This window comes from Haliea salexigens DSM 19537 (genome assembly GCF_000423125.1).
GTDB classification, from domain to species: Bacteria; Pseudomonadota; Gammaproteobacteria; order Pseudomonadales; family Halieaceae; genus Haliea; species Haliea salexigens.
The window spans coordinates 16,761-32,647 of sequence record NZ_AUHJ01000019.1 but is presented as its reverse complement, the minus strand read 5'-3'; the positions used below and the strand labels follow the sequence as shown (position 1 = coordinate 32,647).

The window sequence follows — 15,887 nt, the reverse complement described above, 5'->3', positions numbered from 1 at the left end:
TAGGGGGCAACTCGTGCGTGTCCTGCTGATAGGGTCGGACGGCTCTCTCGGTCTGGCGCTGGCTGATCATCTGAAGCGCTGGGGGCGGCACGAGCTGGAGAGCGTTTCCAGCTCGGTGTCCCGCTGGAAGAGCGAACGCCACGCCAAGAAGGTAGTGCGCCGCGCGCGGGCGGACATCGTGGTCGATGCCCGTTTGCAGGGCGCTATCGACAGTGGCGAACTGATCAACGAGCTGGATGTGGAGCGCAGCCATTGGCTCGCCAAGGCGTGCCAACGCAGTGGCGCCGCTTATTTCCTGGTGTCCTCTGCCCGCGTTTTTGCCGGCGATGCGGAGCGCGGGTACCGTGAGCAGGACCCTCCCGACAACCCGGAAACCGTTGCTCGTTTGCTGGCCTCCGCAGAGCAGCGCACGCGCGAGACCTGTGAGCGGCATGTGGTGCTCCGCCTGGGGCCGGTGTTCTCGGCCGCGGGCATCAATGTGCTCTCGCACATGCTTGAGCAGTTGATTGCGGGGGGAAGCCTGCTGCTGGACAACCAGCTCAGGGGCTGCCCCGTGGAGTCGCTGGACGCCGCCCGGGTCGTGGCCGGCATGCTGGACCAGTTCGGCGTAGGTGCAGAGGCGTGGGGTACCTATCACTACTGCAGCACCGACGCCACCAACTGCTATGAGTTCGCCGAGGCGCTGCTGGCTTCCGCTTCCCAGTTTTCGCGGTTTTCCCCCGACGGCGTGCAGTTGCAGTTGCTTGAAGGCCCCGGCCGCGCGCTCAACCGCTCGCTGCAATGCAGCGCCATTCGCAGCGCCTTTGCCATCAAACAGGTATCCTGGCGCAGTTTTGTTGCCGACACAGTGCGCCAGTACTTCTACCAACGCCAGCAACAGCAGGCAAGCAAGGAACTCTGAACCGATGTCAGAATCCCCCGCGAGCGACACACCGGTGCCTCTGTCTATCGCCGTGCTGACCGTGTCCGACAGCCGCACGCCGGAAAACGACACCTCCGGTCAGTACCTGCGGCAGTCTCTGGAGGCGGCCGGTCACAGCTGCTTTGATCACCGAATCGTGCCGGACGATATTTACCAGATAAGGGCGCTACTCTCGATCTGGATAGCCGATCCCGCGGTACAGGCTGTGCTGGTCACGGGCGGTACCGGCTTCTCCGGGCGGGACTCCACTCCCGAGGCGGTCGCGCCGTTGTTCGATAAATCGATTGAGGGGTTTGGCGAGGTGTTCCGTGCGTTGTCCCTGGTGGAAATCGGCTCCTCCACAGTGCAGTCGCGCGCGCTGGCGGGGCTGGCCAACAACACCGTTATCTTCTGCATGCCGGGCTCAACCGGGGCCTGCCGCACCGCGTGGACGGGCATTATCCGTGACCAGCTCGACAGCGAGCACCGACCCTGTAATTTCGTCGGTGTGCTGCGGGCGCGCTCCGGCTCGTGACCCCTTTAGTCCCGGTTGCAGAGGCACTGGACACCCTGTTGTCCAAGGCCCCGCCACCCCCGCACAGCGAATTGCGCCCACTGCATGGCGCCTGTGGTGCGGTGCTGGCCGCCGACGTCGTCGCCGATATCGCGGTGCCGCCGGAAGACAACAGTGCCATGGACGGTTATGCACTGCGTGCCGTCGACATGCCCGGACCGCTGCCCGTGAGTCAGCGCATTGCGGCGGGGCAGGCACCACGGCTCCTGCTGCCGGGAACTGCAGCGCGCATCTTCACCGGCGCACCGGTGCCGCCGGGTGCGGATACCGTGGTCATGCAAGAGCAGTGCACCGAGGTGAATGGGGCGCTTGAAGTACGGGGTGAGGTGCGCGCAGGCGACAATATCCGGCTTCGCGGCCAGGATATTGTCACAGGCGCCTGCCTGTTGGCCCGTGGCCGGCGCCTGCGCCCGGAGGATCTGGGTCTGCTGGCATCCATAGGCGTGGGGCAGGTAAGGGTGCGCCGTGCCCTGCGCGTGGCCCTGCTTGCCACGGGTGATGAGCTGGTTGAACCCGGTAGCGGGCCCCTGCAGCCCGGGCAGATCTATAACAGCAACCGTTTTATGCTCGCCGCGCTGCTGCGGAGCCTGGGTATGGAAGTCGTCGACTGCGGGCGCGTTGCCGACACGCCCGCCGCAACCGCGGATGCCCTGTTGCAGGCTGCGGGCAGCGCCGACTGCGTGCTCAGCACTGGCGGGGTCTCGGTGGGTGATGAGGACCACGTGCGCAGTCAGGTCGAACGCCTGGGTTCACTCGCGCTCTGGCGCCTGGCGATCAAGCCCGGAAAACCGCTGGCTTTTGGGGAAGTGGGTGGTGTGCCCCTTCTGGGGCTGCCGGGCAACCCGACGTCGAGCTTTGTTACCTTCTGCCTGCTCGCCCGGCCGTTTCTCCTGCGCTTTCAGGGCGTCGATGATGTGGAACCGCTGTGGCTGCGCGCCCGGGCCGGGTTTACCCGCGACAAGGCCGACCGGCGGGAAGAGTATCTGCGTGTGACCCTGAGTTCAGGCGAGAGCGGCATGCGCGTGGTGCCCTTTGCCAACCAGAGCTCCGGTGTACTGAGTTCCGTGTGTTATAGCAATGCCCTGGCGCGCATACCGGCGGCGACGACGGTTGCCGAAGGTGACTGGCTGGACGTGGCCCTGCTGGATTCCCTGAACTGAGCGCCCGCGGGCACTCAGCCCGTGAACTTCTGGAAGACCAGCGAGGCGTTGGTGCCGCCAAAACCGAAACTGTTGGACATGACGCGCTGCAGATCGACATTGTCGTGGCGCTGGATGGCGATTGGCAGCCCTTCCGCTTCCGGGTCCAGTGTTTCGATGTTGGCCGAGGCCGCGATGAAGCCGGCTTGTTGCATCAGCAGTGAGTAGATCGCCTCCTGCACGCCCGCGGCGCCCAGCGAGTGTCCGGACAGCGACTTGGTGGAGCCGACAACAGGAATGTGGTCGCGATCGCGGTAGGCTTCACGCACCGCCTTCAGCTCCTGAATGTCGCCAGCGGGTGTGCTGGTGCCGTGTGCATTGATGTAGTCGATAGGGCCCGTGACCGTGGCAAGCGCCTGCTGCATGCAGCGCACAGCACCTTCACCGGACGGCGCCACCATGTCGTGGCCATCAGACGTTGCACCGTAACCCACCAGCTCGGCATAGATGTGTGCACCCCTGGCGAGGGCGTGCTCCAGTTCCTCGAGCACCAGCATGCCGCCGCCACCGGCAATAACAAAGCCATCGCGGTTGGCATCGTAGGCGCGGGAAGCCCGCTCCGGCGTGTCGTTGTATTTGGTGGACAGCGCACCCATGGCATCGAACAGGCTGCTCAGCGTCCAGTGCAGTTCCTCACCGCCGCCGGCAAATACAACGTCCTGCTTGTTGAGCTGAATCTGCTCCATGGCATTGCCGATGCAGTGTGCGCTGGTGGAGCAGGCCGAGGATATCGAGTAATTCACACCCTTGATGTGGAAAGGCGTCGCGAGGCAGGCCGAGACAGTACTGCCCATGGTTTGGGTGACACGATAGGGGCCAACGCGACGCAGTCCTTTTTCCCGCAGAATATCCGCCGCTTCGGTCTGACTGGCGGAAGACGCACCGCCGGATCCGGCGATGATGCCGGTGCGTACGTTTGAGACATCCTTTTCCGTGAGCCCGGAGTCGGCAATGGCCTGCTGCATGGAAATATACGCGTAGGCCGCGGCATCTCCCATGAAACGCAGTTGCTTGCGATCGATGTGATCCGCCACGGTAATCTCCGGCGCCCCGGCGACGTGTGAGCGCATACCGATGTCGATCTGCTCCTGGCGAATTTTGATGCCAGAGCGCCCTGCACGCAGCGCGTCGGTGACTGTTTTGGCATCGTTACCCAGACAGGACACGATACCGAGCCCTGTAATGACTACCCGTCTGCTCATGGGATTAAAAAGACTCCGTTGAGGTGAACAGCCCGACACGCAGATCGTTTGCTGTGTAGATATCGCGGCCATCCACAGAGACCACGCCGTCGGCGATGCCCATGATGAGTTTGCGCTCGATAACGCGTTTCATGTGGATGTGATAGCCCACTTTCTTTGCACTGGGTACCACCTGACCGGTGAACTTCACGTCCCCGGAACCCAGCGCGCGGCCGCGCCCCGGATTGCCTCGCCAGCCGAGGAAAAAGCCGACCAGTTGCCACATGGCGTCCAGCCCCAGGCAGCCGGGCATCACCGGGTCGCCCGGAAAGTGGCACTGGAAAAACCACAGGTCCGGATGGATATCCAGCTCGGCGATGATTTCGCCCTTGCCGAAACGTCCGCCTTCAGAGCTCACATGTGTGATGCGGTCCAGCATCAGCATGTTGTCGGTGGGCAACTGGGCATTGCCGGGGCCGAAGAGGTGACCGTGCCCGCAGGCTACCAGTTCCTCTTTCGTGAATGCGCTTTGTGCGGTCATAGTGTGTCCAGTCGGGCCCTGGAGGCTGGGGGGGGGCGGTCAGCCCTGATCTCCGTCGTGTAATGTTCCAGCAGGGCATGTGTGTCAGGGCGTCATTCTAAACCCTGCAGGGCACAAGTCCAGCGCTGGCGTGCGCAGGGATTTGGGGGTTGGTCAGGTATGTAGGCTGTGGGGTGTTTCCTTAAGGATTGAGTGGGCGGGCGGCCCGTTGGGCCGCTGCGTCGCTTTGCACGGTGCGTTATTTCCTGCTCCATTCCGGGCGCATGCGGCGCGCGGTCCTTTGGGTGATCTTGCGCTACCGTCTGGCGGTCGATTGATGAAGTTATTTGGTCACTTGTCATGGCGGCGGTGTTTCTCGGGTGGCCTTTACGCACTAGCAGCGCTGAGGGTGGGGTGCGTTTAAGAGAGTTGTGGGGGCGCACCGACGCCCTCCAAGTCCGCAGGAAACAACCCACCGCACAAATCAACGCGGGTACGTTGACGAATGGAGCGGTGCTTCGTATTGAGTGGGGCTTCATAGCCGAGGTTTCCACCCGCGTTGATCCGGTGTGCGGGAGTCTTTTTGCGGACTCGGAGGGCGTCGGCGCGAACACAACCCCACCTTAGACCCCGCCAACCTCCAGCCCTGCTAGTACGCAAACGCCTCCCAAGCGCTCAACAGCCTTGGCAAATGCCCAATCCCCCCAACCAGCACGTCGCCAGACGGCAGCGCAAAAACACCCAAAGGACCGCGCGCCGCATGCGCCCGCAGTGGAGCAAAATGACTCCCGTGCTCCGGAGCGACGCAGCGGCCCAACGGGCCGCCAACCTCCAGAACCCACCAGAACCCCGCCAGCCGCTGGCCTCCCACTTTGTCCTTCAAGTAAGATAGAGGACTCCAGCGAGCATCGGCTGCCTGCGGCCAATCTCGCCCAACGCAACAGGACCTACCATGTTGACACCCGTTCTCCTCTCCGGTGGCGTCGGAAGCCGCCTGTGGCCCGTGTCCAGGGAGCTTCACCCGAAGCAGTTTCTGCCCCTGGCCGGCGAGCTCACCATGCTCCAGCAAACCCTCAAGCGCACAGGTTCACTGGAAGCCAATGCCCCGGTAGTGGTCTGCAACGAAGAGCATCGTTTCATGGTGGCGGAGCAGCTGCGCCAGGTCGGGATCAAGGCGGGTGCCTTGATTCTTGAGCCACAGGGGCGAAACACGGCTCCGGCGGTGGCGCTGGCGGCGCTGCATGAGCAGGCTCGTGACCCCGAGGCCGTGTTGCTGGTGTTGCCCGCTGATCATCTTATCCAGCAGGTAGAGGCTTTTTCCGTAGCAGTCGCCAGGGCGCTGCCGCTGGCGCGCGCCGGCCGGCTGATGACCTTTGGCGTGGTGCCGCACACGCCCGAGACAGGTTACGGTTATATTCGCTGTGGAGCCGCTCTGGATGAAGACCTCTATGCACTGGAGGCATTTGTCGAGAAACCGGACAGCGCGACGGCTCAGGCCTACCTGGAAAGTGGCAGTTATCTCTGGAATAGCGGCATGTTTCTGCTGCGGGCGGAAACCTACCTGGCGCAGCTGGCGGAGTTCCAGCCTGCGATGCTGGCAAGCTGTCGTCGTGCGATGCAGGAGGCAACGCGAGACATGGATTTCATTCGCCCCGAGGCGGAAGCCTTTGCGGCCTGCCCCGCAGACAGTATCGACTATGCCGTGATGGAACACACGCGCGAAGGTGGCGTCATCGCCCTGGACTGTGGCTGGAGCGATGTCGGCGCCTGGTCGGCACTGTGGGAAGTCGCGGCGCGCGATGTGCAGGGTAATGTCAGCCAGGGCGATGTCATGCTCGACAACTGTCAAAATAGCTATTTTCGTAGTGAATCCCGTCTGCTGGCTGCAGTTGGGGTGGATAATCTGGTGGTGGTGGAAACGGCGGATGCCGTACTGGTGGCGGATCGCGACCAGGTGCAGGACGTCAAGCGTATTGTCAGTCGCCTGAAAGCCGAGTCGCGGCCCGAGGCATCGTTGCACTCGCGCGTCTATCGCCCCTGGGGGTCTTACGAAACGCTGGTTACCGCCGACCGTTTTCAGGTGAAGCGCATCATCGTTAACCCGGGACAGACCCTGTCGCTGCAAATGCACCACCACCGCGCAGAGCATTGGATTGTGGTGCATGGGACGGCGGAGGTGACCTGTGAAGAGAAGGTGTTCATGCTCGGTGAAGACGAATCCACCTATATCCCGCTCGGTCGCAAGCACCGCCTGGCGAACCCCGGCCGCATTCCCCTGGAGCTGATTGAAGTGCAGTCCGGGACGTATCTGGGTGAGGATGATATTGTTCGGTTTGAAGATGTCTACGGCCGCGAGCAGGCCAGTCAGGCAAACAAGGTAAACAAGGAGAGTCGTTGATGATCAAGAAATGCCTGTTCCCCGTGGCCGGTTATGGCACCCGCTTCCTGCCGGCGACCAAGAGCATGCCGAAGGAAATGCTGCCCATCGTCAACAAGCCGCTGGTGCAATACGGTGTGGAAGAGGCCATTGCCGCAGGCATGACGACCTGTGCGATGGTCACTGGCCGGGGCAAGCGCAGCATCGCCGATCACTTCGACATCAGCTTTGAACTGGAACACCAGATCTCCGGCACCGGCAAGGAGGTGTATCTGGAGAGCATTCGCAATGTGCTCGACAAGGGTGTGTTCACCATGGTGCGCCAGCGCGAAATGAAGGGGCTGGGCCACGCCATTCTGACCGGCGAAGCGCTGATTGGCAGTGAGCCGTTTGGTGTGGTGTTATCCGACGATCTCTGCATCAATGACGGCCCGGGTGTGCTTAGCCAGATGGCCGAGCTCTATCGTCAGTTTCGCTGTTCCATCGTCGCCATTCAGGAAGTGCCGATGGAGGAAGTACACAAGTACGGGGTGATTGCCGGTGAAAGCCTGAAAGACGGAATTTTCCGCGTGGATAAGATGGTGGAGAAACCTGATGCCGCCTCGGCACCTTCGAATCTTGCGATCATTGGTCGCTACATCCTGACGCCGGACATTTTCGATATCCTGCGCGAAACCCCGCCCGGGGCCAACGGCGAGGTGCAGCTCACCGATGCATTACAGACACAGGCGCGGCAGGGCTGTGTCATGGCCTACAAGTTCTCGGGTCGCCGCTTTGACTGCGGCAGTGTGCCGGGGTTTGTCGAGGCCACCAATTTCGTTTACGAACATCTTTATTCACAGCAGTAGGTGGGGGTTGGCAGCATGCAGAAGCTCGACTGTTTCAAGGCCTACGATGTCCGTGGACGCGTTCCCGACCAGTTGAATGAGGATATTGCGCGGCGCATAGGTCGTGCCTATGCAGAGGTAGTTAAACCGCAGAAGGTGGTTGTCGGTCACGATATCCGCCTGACCAGTGAAGCGATCAAGGCAGCCCTGGCGGACGGCCTGCGGGAGCAGGGTGTGGATGTGTATGACATCGGCATGTGCGGCACTGAGGAAATCTATTTCGCGACCAGTCACGCCGAAATGGATGGAGGCATTGTGGTAACAGCCAGCCACAACCCGAAAGATTTCAATGGCATGAAGTTTGTGCGCGAGGAGTCGCGGCCCATTTCCGGCGACAGTGGCCTTGCGGATATACAAGCCCTGGCGGAGGCCAACGCGTTTACGCGCGCAGGATCGCACGGTCGCTACCTGCCGCTGGATACCTCTGAAGCCTACATCGAGCATTTGCTTTCCTATGTGGATGTGGCGTCACTGCCGCCTCTGCGCATCGTGGTCGATGCCGGTAACGGCGGTGCAGGGCGCGTGGTGGATCTGCTGGCAGCGCACCTGCCGTTCGAATTTATCCGCCTGCATCACGAGCCGGACGGACACTTTCCCAACGGGGTGCCCAATCCGTTGCTGGAGGAAAACCGTGCGGTCACCAGCGAGGCGGTGCTCTCTCACAATGCCGATCTGGGATTGGCCTGGGACGGCGATTTCGACCGCTGTTTCTTCTTTGACGAGCGTGGTGAGTTTGTCGAGGGCTATTATCTGGTGGGTCTGCTGGCGGAAATGGCGCTGGAGCAGCACCCGGGGTCGGCGATCATCCACGACCCGCGGCTGGTGTGGAACACCATCGACCGCGTGGAGCAACTCGGTGGACGCGCGGTAGAAAGCAAAACCGGCCATGCGTTCATCAAGGAGCGGATGCGGGCCGAAAACGCGGCCTATGGTGGTGAAATGAGTGCTCACCACTATTTTCGCGACTTCGCCTATTGCGACAGTGGCATGATTCCCTGGCTGCTGGTTGCGGCCCAGCTGGGCCGACGCGGGATGCCGCTGTCGGCGCTGGTAGCCGAATGCATGGCGGCTTTTCCCTGCAGCGGCGAGATCAATCGCAGTGTACCGGACCCGGCTGCGGTGCTGGCCAGAGTTGCGGCACGCTACCGGCCTCAAGCCGTGGCGGAATCATCGGTTGACGGGCTGTCCATGGCCTTTGCGGACTGGCGCTTTAATCTGCGCCTGTCGAATACCGAACCTGTGGTGCGCCTGAATGTGGAAAGCCGCGGTGATGCCGCGCTGATGACGGCGCAAACAGCCGAGCTGCTGGCCCTGATCGACGCTTAGGTCGCCGCTGGGGCGTCGGTAGACCGTTGTGCCCGGAACCATTCTGCGAGCAGGCGCTCCGTGGCCGGGTCCAGGGTCTTGTCGGCCCCGGGGTCGTCGAGACGCTTGAGAATGCTGTGGCCGATGCTCTTGCCCAGTTCCACCCCCCATTGGTCAAAAGCATTCACCCCCCACAGCCGGCTGCTGCAAAATGTACGGTGTTCGTACAATGCCAGCAGCGCCCCGAGGGTGTGTGGCGTGAGGGCGTCCAGCGTAATGACACTGTGCGGTCGACTCCCGGGAATCACCAGGTGTGGCGCCAGGCGCCGTGCCTCGGCTTCCTCCACGCCGCGCTCTAACAGGCTGGCGACTGCATCCTCCGTGCTGCGCCCAACCATCAGGGCCCGGCTCTGCGCGAGGCCATTGGCGACCAGCAGGCGATGTTGCGCGGCTTCACCGGTGGCGGTAGTCAGCGGCAGAATGATGTCGGCCGGGCACAGGCGTGTACCCTGGTGCAGTAATTGGTAGAACGAGTGTTGTCCCATGGTTCCGGCAGCACCCCAGAGCACCGGGGCCGTGTCGTACGCCAGGGTTTCCCCATCGCGGCTGACCCGCTTGCCGTTGCTTTCCATGGTGAGCTGCTGCAGATAATCGGGCAACCTTTCCAGGCCCTGGTCATAGGGCAGTACCACATGGTTTGCTGCCTGGAAAAAGTTGCAGTACCACACCTCAAGCAGGCTCATCAGCATAGGCAGGTTGTGCGCGCTGTCGGCCTCGAGAAAGTGCCGGTCCATGGCTTCGGCACCGGCAAGCAGGGCGCTGAAAGCCTCCCAGCCAATGGCGACCGCAATGCTGAGTCCAATGGCTGACCACAGGGAGAAGCGCCCGCCGACCCAGTCCCACAGGGGCAGGCAGTTGTCCGCTGGAATGCCGAAGGCCGCGGCGGCTTCGAGGTCGCTGGTGATGGCCAGGAAATGCCGTGACCAGTCCCCGTCGCTGGCACCCGCCGCGCGCAGCCAGCGCTGGGCCGCTTCGCCGTTGGCGAGCGTCTCCTGAGTCTGAAACGATTTCGAGCACAGAATGAAGAGCGTGGACGCGGGGTCGAGACCGCGCAGTGTGCCCTGCAGGTCTGCAGGGTCCACATTGGCGACATAGTGGCATTGCACCGGACCCTGCCAGTTCGCCAGTGCCGCCGTCACCAGCCGCGGCCCGAGGTCTGAGCCGCCGATGCCGATGTTCACCACATGACGAATGGCCTGGCCGGAATAGCCGGTGAGCTCCCCCGTCGTAATGCGTTCACACCACAGACGCATGCGGTGGCGGGTATCCTCGACGCGGCTGAACTCGGCCTCCAGGCCGGACGGCGCGCTGCGCGCACGCAACAGAGTGTGCAGTGCAGGGCGGGCTTCCGTGTTGTTCAGGGGCGCGCCAGCGAGCAGCTGCCGGGCGTGGTGGGGGAGTTGCGCCTGTTCGGCCAGGCGCAGTAACGCGCCGCGGCTATCCCGGCAGAGCAGGTGGCGTGAGTAGTCCAGTGTGAGGCCCGCGGCGCTGGCGGTGAAATCCGCGGCACGCTGGACCTCGCGGTTGAACAGTGCACTGACGGCGGTGCCGCGCAGCGGTTCGGCGAGCGCCTGTAGTTCATGCCAGGAGGGAAGATCCGAAAGATGCAGAGTGTGTGCCATGGTGCGCGCCGCCGGGATAGGTGGCCAGTATAGGCAGCGCTATCGCGGCCTGCAATTCGCGCGTGGCGTCAGTGGTCGCGCTCTATGGACAGGCGTGTAAGCTGCTGCAGGGCGTCCAGCGCCGGACCCGGGGGCAGCCCGGCCAGAGCCGCCACCGCCAGGTCGTGGTGTTCGCGTGCCCGCATGCGCGTATGCTCCATGGCGGCGCAGCGTTCTACCGCGGCACTGATGGCTTCCATTTCCTCCGCGGAGCGCTCGGTAATGGCGCGTCTCACCAGTGCCTGTTCGTCTGCGTTGCCGGTGCGCAGGATGTGAATCAACGGCAGCGTCACTTTGCCTTCGCGCAGGTCGTCGCCGACATTCTTGCCCATGGTCGCGGCATCACCCGCGTAGTCGAGCATGTCATCGATCATCTGGAACGCCAGCCCGAGGTGCAGACCGAAACTGGACAGCCGCTCTGCCTGGGCCCGGTCGCTACCGCTCAATACTGAGGCGCCGTAGCAGGCGGCGGCAAACAGCACGGCGGTCTTGCGGGTGATGATGTCGATGTAGTCCTGCTCGGTGGTGTCCGCGTTGCCCGCCCGGGTCAGCTGCAGCACCTCGCCCTCGGCGATGGTGTTGGTGGTATCAGCCATGTGGCGCAGAATATCGAGGTTATCGAGCTGTACCATGAGCTGGAAGGCGCGCGTGTAGAGAAAGTCGCCGACCAGCACGCTGGATGCATTGCCAAAGGCGGAGTTGGCCGTCGGGCGGCCGCGGCGCAGCTGTGACACGTCGACCACATCGTCGTGGAGCAAGGTTGCCGTGTGAATAAACTCGATGACAGCGGCAAAAGTGATGTGGGCGCTGGCGCAGGTTCCCAGGGCCCTGGCGGTCAGCAGTGCGAGCAGGGGCCGCATGCGTTTGCCGCCGGCGTCCACAATATAGTGGCCGACATTCTCGACCAGAGGCACGTTGGACTCGAGCTGCTGGATTATCAGGTGGTTGACCTGATCGAACTCGCGGGCAACGCTGGCGCGGATCTGCTGCATAATGTGAGGGCGTTGAAAATGCTCGCGCATGCTAGGGTGGTCGGGGTGGGGTGTCAAGCGCGGCTGGGGCCGGGTGCGGCGCCTGTAAATAAACCTTGCCCACATTGGGCGAGTTGAGTAAAATTCGCGCCCTCCGGGAGAGATGCGCCTGAAACGCATGCCCCGGAATCATGAGCACTGTTAGTGCCTGGCTCTGCCCCCTTGATTTGCAAGGGTTTTTTACACCGCGAGCAGGCTAACTGAACGGAGACGGCAATGTACGCAGTTATTGAGAGCGGTGGCAAGCAGCATCGCGTGGTGGAGGGGGAGACCCTGAAGCTGGAAAAGATCGAAGTGGCCACAGGCGAGACGGTTGAGTTCGACCGCGTGCTGATGGTCGGCGGCGACCAGGTCAAGATCGGCACTCCGCTGGTAGCGGGAGGCAAGGTGACCGCTGAAGTGGTAAGCCACGGTCGTCACAAGAAGGTTAAGATTGTGAAATTTAACCGCCGCAAGCACTACCGGAGAGAAACTGGCCATCGCCAGTGGTTCACCGAAGTTAAAATCACCGCTATCACGGCGTAACGGAGGCTAGCGACTATGGCACACAAGAAAGCAGGCGGCAGTACTCGTAACGGTCGCGATTCCGAAAGTAAACGCCTTGGCGTCAAGCGTTTTGGCGGCCAGCTGGTGCAGGCAGGCAACATCCTGATCCGCCAGCGCGGCACTCGTTTCCACCCCGGCGCCAATGTGCGTTGCGGCCGTGACCACACGCTTTTTGCAACGGCAGAAGGCAAAGTGGAATTTGTGACCCGGGGCCCCAATAACCGGAAATACGTGCAGGTGGTGAGCGCCTGATCGGGCGGTCAACCTGGCCGGATAGATAGAAAGCCTCGTCAACTGACGGGGCTTTTTTTTTTGAGTGACTGATGTTCGCAGTGGCGAACGCGACCCCGCCGAGGGGCGCAACGGCTGAACCATGAAATTTGTAGATGAAGCAAGCATCAAGGTGTTTGCGGGCAACGGTGGCAACGGCTGCCTGAGCTTCCGCAGGGAGAAGTATATTCCGCGGGGCGGCCCGGATGGCGGCGATGGCGGCGATGGCGGTAGTGTCATCCTGGAAGCCGACGAAAACCTCAACACCATGGTCGACTACCGTTTTGTGCGCAGTTATCGCGCCGAGAATGGCGAGTCCGGCCGCAGCCGCAACTGTACCGGCAAGAGCGGCGAGGACCTCATTCTTCGGGTACCCGTGGGCACCACGATCATTGATGAGGACAGCGCCGAGGTGCTCGGCGACCTGGCGGCCCATGGTGACCGGCTTATTGTGGCCCAGGGCGGTTGGCACGGCCTCGGTAACGCGCGCTACAAATCCAGCACCAACCGGGCGCCGCGACAAACCAGCCCGGGAACGGAAGGCGAACAGCGCGCGCTGAAGCTTGAATTGAAAGTGCTGGCGGATGTCGGCCTGCTGGGGCTGCCAAATGCGGGCAAGTCGACCCTGATCAGGGCGGTGTCGGCGGCGCGGCCGAAGGTCGCCGATTATCCCTTCACTACGTTGGTGCCGAATCTGGGGGTGGTCAAGGTCGATGCTCATCGCAGTTTCGTCGTGGCCGATATCCCGGGCCTGATTGAGGGCGCCTCCGATGGCGCCGGCCTCGGCATCCGCTTCCTCAAACACCTCACGCGCAACCGCATCCTCCTGCATCTGGTCGACATGGCTCCGGTCGACGGCAGTGAGCCGGCCGATGCGGCGCTCGCCATCGTGCGCGAGCTGGAGCGTTTCAGCCCGACACTGGCCGGGCGCCAGCGCTGGCTGATTCTGAACAAGGTCGACCTGGTGCCCGAGGGCGAGCTGGCGCCGCGGCGCGCGGCCCTGCTCGAAGCGCTGGCCTGGGAGGGGCCTGTCTACGAAACCGCCGCTATCAGCGCCGAAGGCACCAGGCGCCTGTGCCAGGATTTGATGGTTTCGCTGGAGGAGCAGAAGGCACTTGAACTTGCCGACCCGGATGTCGCCCAGGCAGAGGCGGAGCAGCAAGCGCGCATGCAGCAGGAAGCCCGCGATCGTATCGAGGCCCTGCGTGCCCGGCACCGTCGGCGGCCGGAGGACGATGCCAGCGATGACGATAGCGACGATGTTGAAGTGGAATATGTACACTGATGAGTGAGCCGCAACGCGAAACCATTGCCGCCAGCCGACGCTGGGTTATCAAGGTGGGCAGTGCGCTGTTGACCAATGACGGGCGCGGCCTGGACGCGGCAATGATCGGCAGCCTGGTGGCGCAGATTGCAACCTTGCGCGCCGATGGCGCCGAGGTTGTGCTGGTGTCCAGCGGCGCTGTGGCCGCTGGCCTGGTCAGGCTGGGTTGGCCGCGTCGCCCCACGCGCCTGCACGAGTTGCAGGCCGCGGCTGCGGTCGGCCAGTCCGCCCTGATCCAGAGCTACGAAACCGCATTTCGCGGTTACGACATCGTTTCTGCCCAGGTGTTGCTGGGGCATGACGACATCACTGCCCGTGACCGTTACCTCAATGCGCGAAGCACCCTGACGACGCTATTGCGCCTCGGGGTGGTGCCGGTCATCAATGAAAATGACACGGTGGTGACCGACGAGATCCGTTTCGGTGACAACGATACCCTGGCGGCGCTGGTGGCCAACCTCATTGATGCTGATGCGCTGCTGCTGCTCACCGATCAGCAGGGGCTGTATGAAGAGGATCCCCGCCTGAACCCGTTTGCGGTGCTGGTGGACAGCCGGGAGGTGCACGATACGGCACTGGATCGGATGGCGGGAGAGGGCGGTGCACTTGGCCGGGGTGGCATGATTACCAAGCTGCGGGCGGCGCGACTGGCGGCCCGCTCCGGCACCGAGACGGTGATTGCCAGTGGTCGTCACCCGGATGTTGTGGCCCAGGTGGCCAGCGGCAGTGCCCTGGGCACCTGGTTGCGCACGGGCCGGCAACCGGAAAATGCGCGCAAACAGTGGCTGGCAGGCATGGTGCGTATTCCGGGTAGCCTGGAGCTCGACGCCGGTGCGGTGCGCGTGCTCCGGGAGTCGGGACGCAGCCTGTTGCCGGTGGGCGTGTGTGCGGTGACCGGTGAGTTTGAGCGCGGTGACATGGTGCTCTGTGTCGACCCGGAGGGGCGCGAGGTGGCACGTGGCCTGGTGAACTACAGTGCCGCTGAAGCGCGTCGAATCATGGGCAGGCCCTCGCTGGAAATAGCACCGTTGCTGGGTTACCAGGGTGATGAGGAACTGATTCACCGCGACAATCTGGTGTTGTGCTAGCGCACGGCGGCCTGGGGACTGGAGAAAAGGATGAGCCTGACGCCCGAACTGCTATTGCTGCTGTACTGCCTGGCCATTGCCCTGCTGTCGCTCGCGGGGGGGCTGTTGCCCAACTGGGTGAGAATGACCCATACGCGCACGCAGCTGGTGATGAGCTTTGTGTCCGGCCTCATGCTCGGCGTTGCTTTCTACCACCTGCTGCCGCACAGCATCGCCTTGCAACCCCGGGAATACGGTGCCGATGCTTCGGTCTGGTGGCTGATGATTGGACTCATCGTCATGCTGTTGCTGTTGCGCATGTTTCATTTTCACCAGCACGATTTCAGCGAAGATGAGCACGAGCATCATGACCACGGCTCCGAGCATACTCATGGTCTGGAGCCCGCAAGCGGTGGTGATCACCAGCACGGGCATGTGTTGGCACATGGCGGTCACAGTGCGACCCAGGCTCTGCCCGCTGCACATCGCCTGAGCTGGGTGGGCCTGGCACTCGGCCTGGGGGTACACACGCTGATTGATGGCGTTGCGCTCGGCGCGGTGATGCAGGGCGAAGTGGGGCGCAGCGCAGGGTTACTGGGTGTGGGTGTGTTTCTCGCCATCCTCCTGCATAAACCGCTGGATGCCATGTCAATAACAACCATCATGGAAGCGGGCGGCTGGAGCAGGCGGTCCCGCTCGCTGGCCAACCTCGGCTTTGCGTTGCTGTGCCCGCTCGGGGCGCTGCTGTTCTTCTTCGGCGTCGACCTGCTGGGCGATGCACGCCATCATGCCGTTGCCGGTGCGCTGGCATTCTCGGCCGGGGCGTTTATCTGCATCGCATTGAGCGATCTGCTGCCGGAGGTGCACTTCCACAGCCATGACCGCGGCAAGCTGACCCTGGCCTTTCTCGCCGGAATCGTACTGGCTTACGCCATTGGCGGGCTGGAGCCGGCTGGGGTACATTTGCACGGGGTTTGAACGCGC

Annotated in this window: 15 protein-coding genes; 11 read left to right on the top strand and 4 right to left on the bottom strand. The window is 62.9% G+C overall.

All coding sequences use genetic code 11. The annotated features are described in order from the left end of the window. Positions 1 to 13: 13 nt before the first annotated feature. Genes G533_RS22425 through G533_RS0116450 form a run of 3 tightly spaced genes read left to right on the top strand, consistent with a single transcriptional unit; the run spans position 14 to position 2,635 of the window. Complete coding sequence (locus G533_RS22425; RefSeq protein ID WP_051230516.1) at positions 14 to 901, top strand: sugar nucleotide-binding protein; 888 nt, start codon at positions 14 to 16, stop codon at positions 899 to 901. A gap of 4 nt (positions 902 to 905) precedes the next feature. Then, positions 906 to 1,436 carry a molybdenum cofactor biosynthesis protein B gene (gene moaB / locus G533_RS0116455; RefSeq protein WP_035528616.1) on the top strand — a complete coding sequence of 177 codons (531 nt, stop codon included), beginning with the start codon at positions 906 to 908 and terminating at the stop codon, positions 1,434 to 1,436. Then, positions 1,433 to 2,635 carry a molybdopterin molybdotransferase MoeA gene (locus tag G533_RS0116450; RefSeq protein WP_027950913.1) on the top strand — a complete coding sequence of 401 codons (1,203 nt, stop codon included), beginning with the start codon at positions 1,433 to 1,435 and terminating at the stop codon, positions 2,633 to 2,635. Before moaB ends, G533_RS0116450 begins: the two co-directional genes overlap by 4 nt. Before the next feature lie 14 nt (positions 2,636 to 2,649). Here the strand turns inward: G533_RS0116450 and fabB are convergent, their stop codons facing one another. Both fabB and fabA read right to left on the bottom strand, forming a co-directional pair. Continuing rightward, positions 2,650 to 3,876 (bottom strand): beta-ketoacyl-ACP synthase I, encoded by a 1,227-nt coding sequence (gene fabB / locus G533_RS0116445; protein ID WP_027950912.1) that lies wholly within the window; start codon positions 3,874 to 3,876, stop codon positions 2,650 to 2,652. Between the two features lie 4 nt (positions 3,877 to 3,880). Beyond that, the gene (gene fabA, locus G533_RS0116440) at positions 3,881 to 4,396 is read right to left on the bottom strand and encodes a 3-hydroxyacyl-[acyl-carrier-protein] dehydratase FabA (protein WP_027950911.1); all 516 of its coding nucleotides are present in this window, start codon (positions 4,394 to 4,396) and stop codon (positions 3,881 to 3,883) included. 931 nt (positions 4,397 to 5,327) lie between these two features. Here fabA and G533_RS22420 point away from each other — a divergent pair. From G533_RS22420 to G533_RS0116425, 3 genes are read left to right on the top strand one after another with little or no spacing between them, the layout of a single operon-like run. Further along, on the top strand, positions 5,328 to 6,773 hold the full coding sequence (locus tag G533_RS22420) for a mannose-1-phosphate guanylyltransferase/mannose-6-phosphate isomerase (RefSeq protein ID WP_051230514.1): 1,446 nt from the start codon (positions 5,328 to 5,330) through the stop codon (positions 6,771 to 6,773). After that, positions 6,773 to 7,600: a UTP--glucose-1-phosphate uridylyltransferase GalU gene (galU, locus tag G533_RS0116430; protein ID WP_027950910.1), complete on the top strand. Its 828-nt coding sequence runs from the start codon at positions 6,773 to 6,775 to the stop codon at positions 7,598 to 7,600. Before G533_RS22420 ends, galU begins: the two co-directional genes overlap by 1 nt. Before the next feature lie 15 nt (positions 7,601 to 7,615). Next, a complete protein-coding gene (locus G533_RS0116425; RefSeq protein WP_027950909.1) occupies positions 7,616 to 8,965 on the top strand; it encodes a phosphohexomutase domain-containing protein in 1,350 nt (449 codons plus the stop codon). Here the strand turns inward: G533_RS0116425 and pgi are convergent. Further along, a complete protein-coding gene (gene pgi, locus G533_RS0116420) occupies positions 8,962 to 10,626 on the bottom strand; it encodes a glucose-6-phosphate isomerase (RefSeq protein ID WP_027950908.1) in 1,665 nt (554 codons plus the stop codon). The genes G533_RS0116425 and pgi overlap by 4 nt on opposite strands. Positions 10,627 to 10,694: 68 nt before the next feature. Then, positions 10,695 to 11,657, bottom strand: coding sequence for a polyprenyl synthetase family protein (locus tag G533_RS0116415; RefSeq protein WP_027950907.1), 963 nt, complete (start codon positions 11,655 to 11,657; stop codon positions 10,695 to 10,697). A gap of 255 nt (positions 11,658 to 11,912) precedes the next feature. On the opposite strand from G533_RS0116415, the gene rplU reads away from it, so the two are divergent. The 5 genes from rplU to G533_RS0116390 all read left to right on the top strand — a co-directional run bounded on the left by rplU (position 11,913) and on the right by G533_RS0116390 (position 15,881). Continuing rightward, the gene (gene rplU, locus G533_RS0116410) at positions 11,913 to 12,221 is read left to right on the top strand and encodes a 50S ribosomal protein L21 (RefSeq protein ID WP_027950906.1); all 309 of its coding nucleotides are present in this window, start codon (positions 11,913 to 11,915) and stop codon (positions 12,219 to 12,221) included. A gap of 15 nt (positions 12,222 to 12,236) precedes the next feature. Continuing rightward, positions 12,237 to 12,494: a 50S ribosomal protein L27 gene (gene rpmA / locus G533_RS0116405; protein ID WP_027950905.1), complete on the top strand. Its 258-nt coding sequence runs from the start codon at positions 12,237 to 12,239 to the stop codon at positions 12,492 to 12,494. A 121-nt stretch (positions 12,495 to 12,615) separates the two neighbouring features. After that, complete coding sequence (gene cgtA, locus G533_RS0116400) at positions 12,616 to 13,797, top strand: Obg family GTPase CgtA (protein WP_027950904.1); 1,182 nt, start codon at positions 12,616 to 12,618, stop codon at positions 13,795 to 13,797. Continuing rightward, positions 13,797 to 14,924, top strand: coding sequence for a glutamate 5-kinase (gene proB, locus G533_RS0116395; protein ID WP_027950903.1), 1,128 nt, complete (start codon positions 13,797 to 13,799; stop codon positions 14,922 to 14,924). The genes cgtA and proB overlap by 1 nt, the downstream gene beginning before the upstream one ends. A gap of 30 nt (positions 14,925 to 14,954) precedes the next feature. Further along, the gene (locus G533_RS0116390; RefSeq protein WP_027950902.1) at positions 14,955 to 15,881 is read left to right on the top strand and encodes a ZIP family metal transporter; all 927 of its coding nucleotides are present in this window, start codon (positions 14,955 to 14,957) and stop codon (positions 15,879 to 15,881) included. Positions 15,882 to 15,887 lie beyond the last annotated feature (6 nt).

Excerpts from the sequence above, each read along its gene's own strand:
- moaB (WP_035528616.1), top strand. The coding sequence starts at position 906 with ATGTCAGAATCCCCCGCGAGCGACACACCGGTGCCTCTGTCTATCGCC.
- fabB (WP_027950912.1), bottom strand. The coding sequence starts at position 3,876 with ATGAGCAGACGGGTAGTCATTACAGGGCTCGGTATCGTGTCCTGTCTG.
- fabA (WP_027950911.1), bottom strand. The coding sequence starts at position 4,396 with ATGACCGCACAAAGCGCATTCACGAAAGAGGAACTGGTAGCCTGCGGG.
- G533_RS22420 (WP_051230514.1), top strand. The coding sequence starts at position 5,328 with ATGTTGACACCCGTTCTCCTCTCCGGTGGCGTCGGAAGCCGCCTGTGG.
- galU (WP_027950910.1), top strand. The coding sequence starts at position 6,773 with ATGATCAAGAAATGCCTGTTCCCCGTGGCCGGTTATGGCACCCGCTTC.
- G533_RS0116425 (WP_027950909.1), top strand. The coding sequence starts at position 7,616 with ATGCAGAAGCTCGACTGTTTCAAGGCCTACGATGTCCGTGGACGCGTT.
- pgi (WP_027950908.1), bottom strand. The coding sequence starts at position 10,626 with ATGGCACACACTCTGCATCTTTCGGATCTTCCCTCCTGGCATGAACTA.
- G533_RS0116415 (WP_027950907.1), bottom strand. The coding sequence starts at position 11,657 with ATGCAGCAGATCCGCGCCAGCGTTGCCCGCGAGTTCGATCAGGTCAAC.
- rplU (WP_027950906.1), top strand. The coding sequence starts at position 11,913 with ATGTACGCAGTTATTGAGAGCGGTGGCAAGCAGCATCGCGTGGTGGAG.
- rpmA (WP_027950905.1), top strand. The coding sequence starts at position 12,237 with ATGGCACACAAGAAAGCAGGCGGCAGTACTCGTAACGGTCGCGATTCC.
- cgtA (WP_027950904.1), top strand. The coding sequence starts at position 12,616 with ATGAAATTTGTAGATGAAGCAAGCATCAAGGTGTTTGCGGGCAACGGT.
- proB (WP_027950903.1), top strand. The coding sequence starts at position 13,797 with ATGAGTGAGCCGCAACGCGAAACCATTGCCGCCAGCCGACGCTGGGTT.
- G533_RS0116390 (WP_027950902.1), top strand. The coding sequence starts at position 14,955 with ATGAGCCTGACGCCCGAACTGCTATTGCTGCTGTACTGCCTGGCCATT.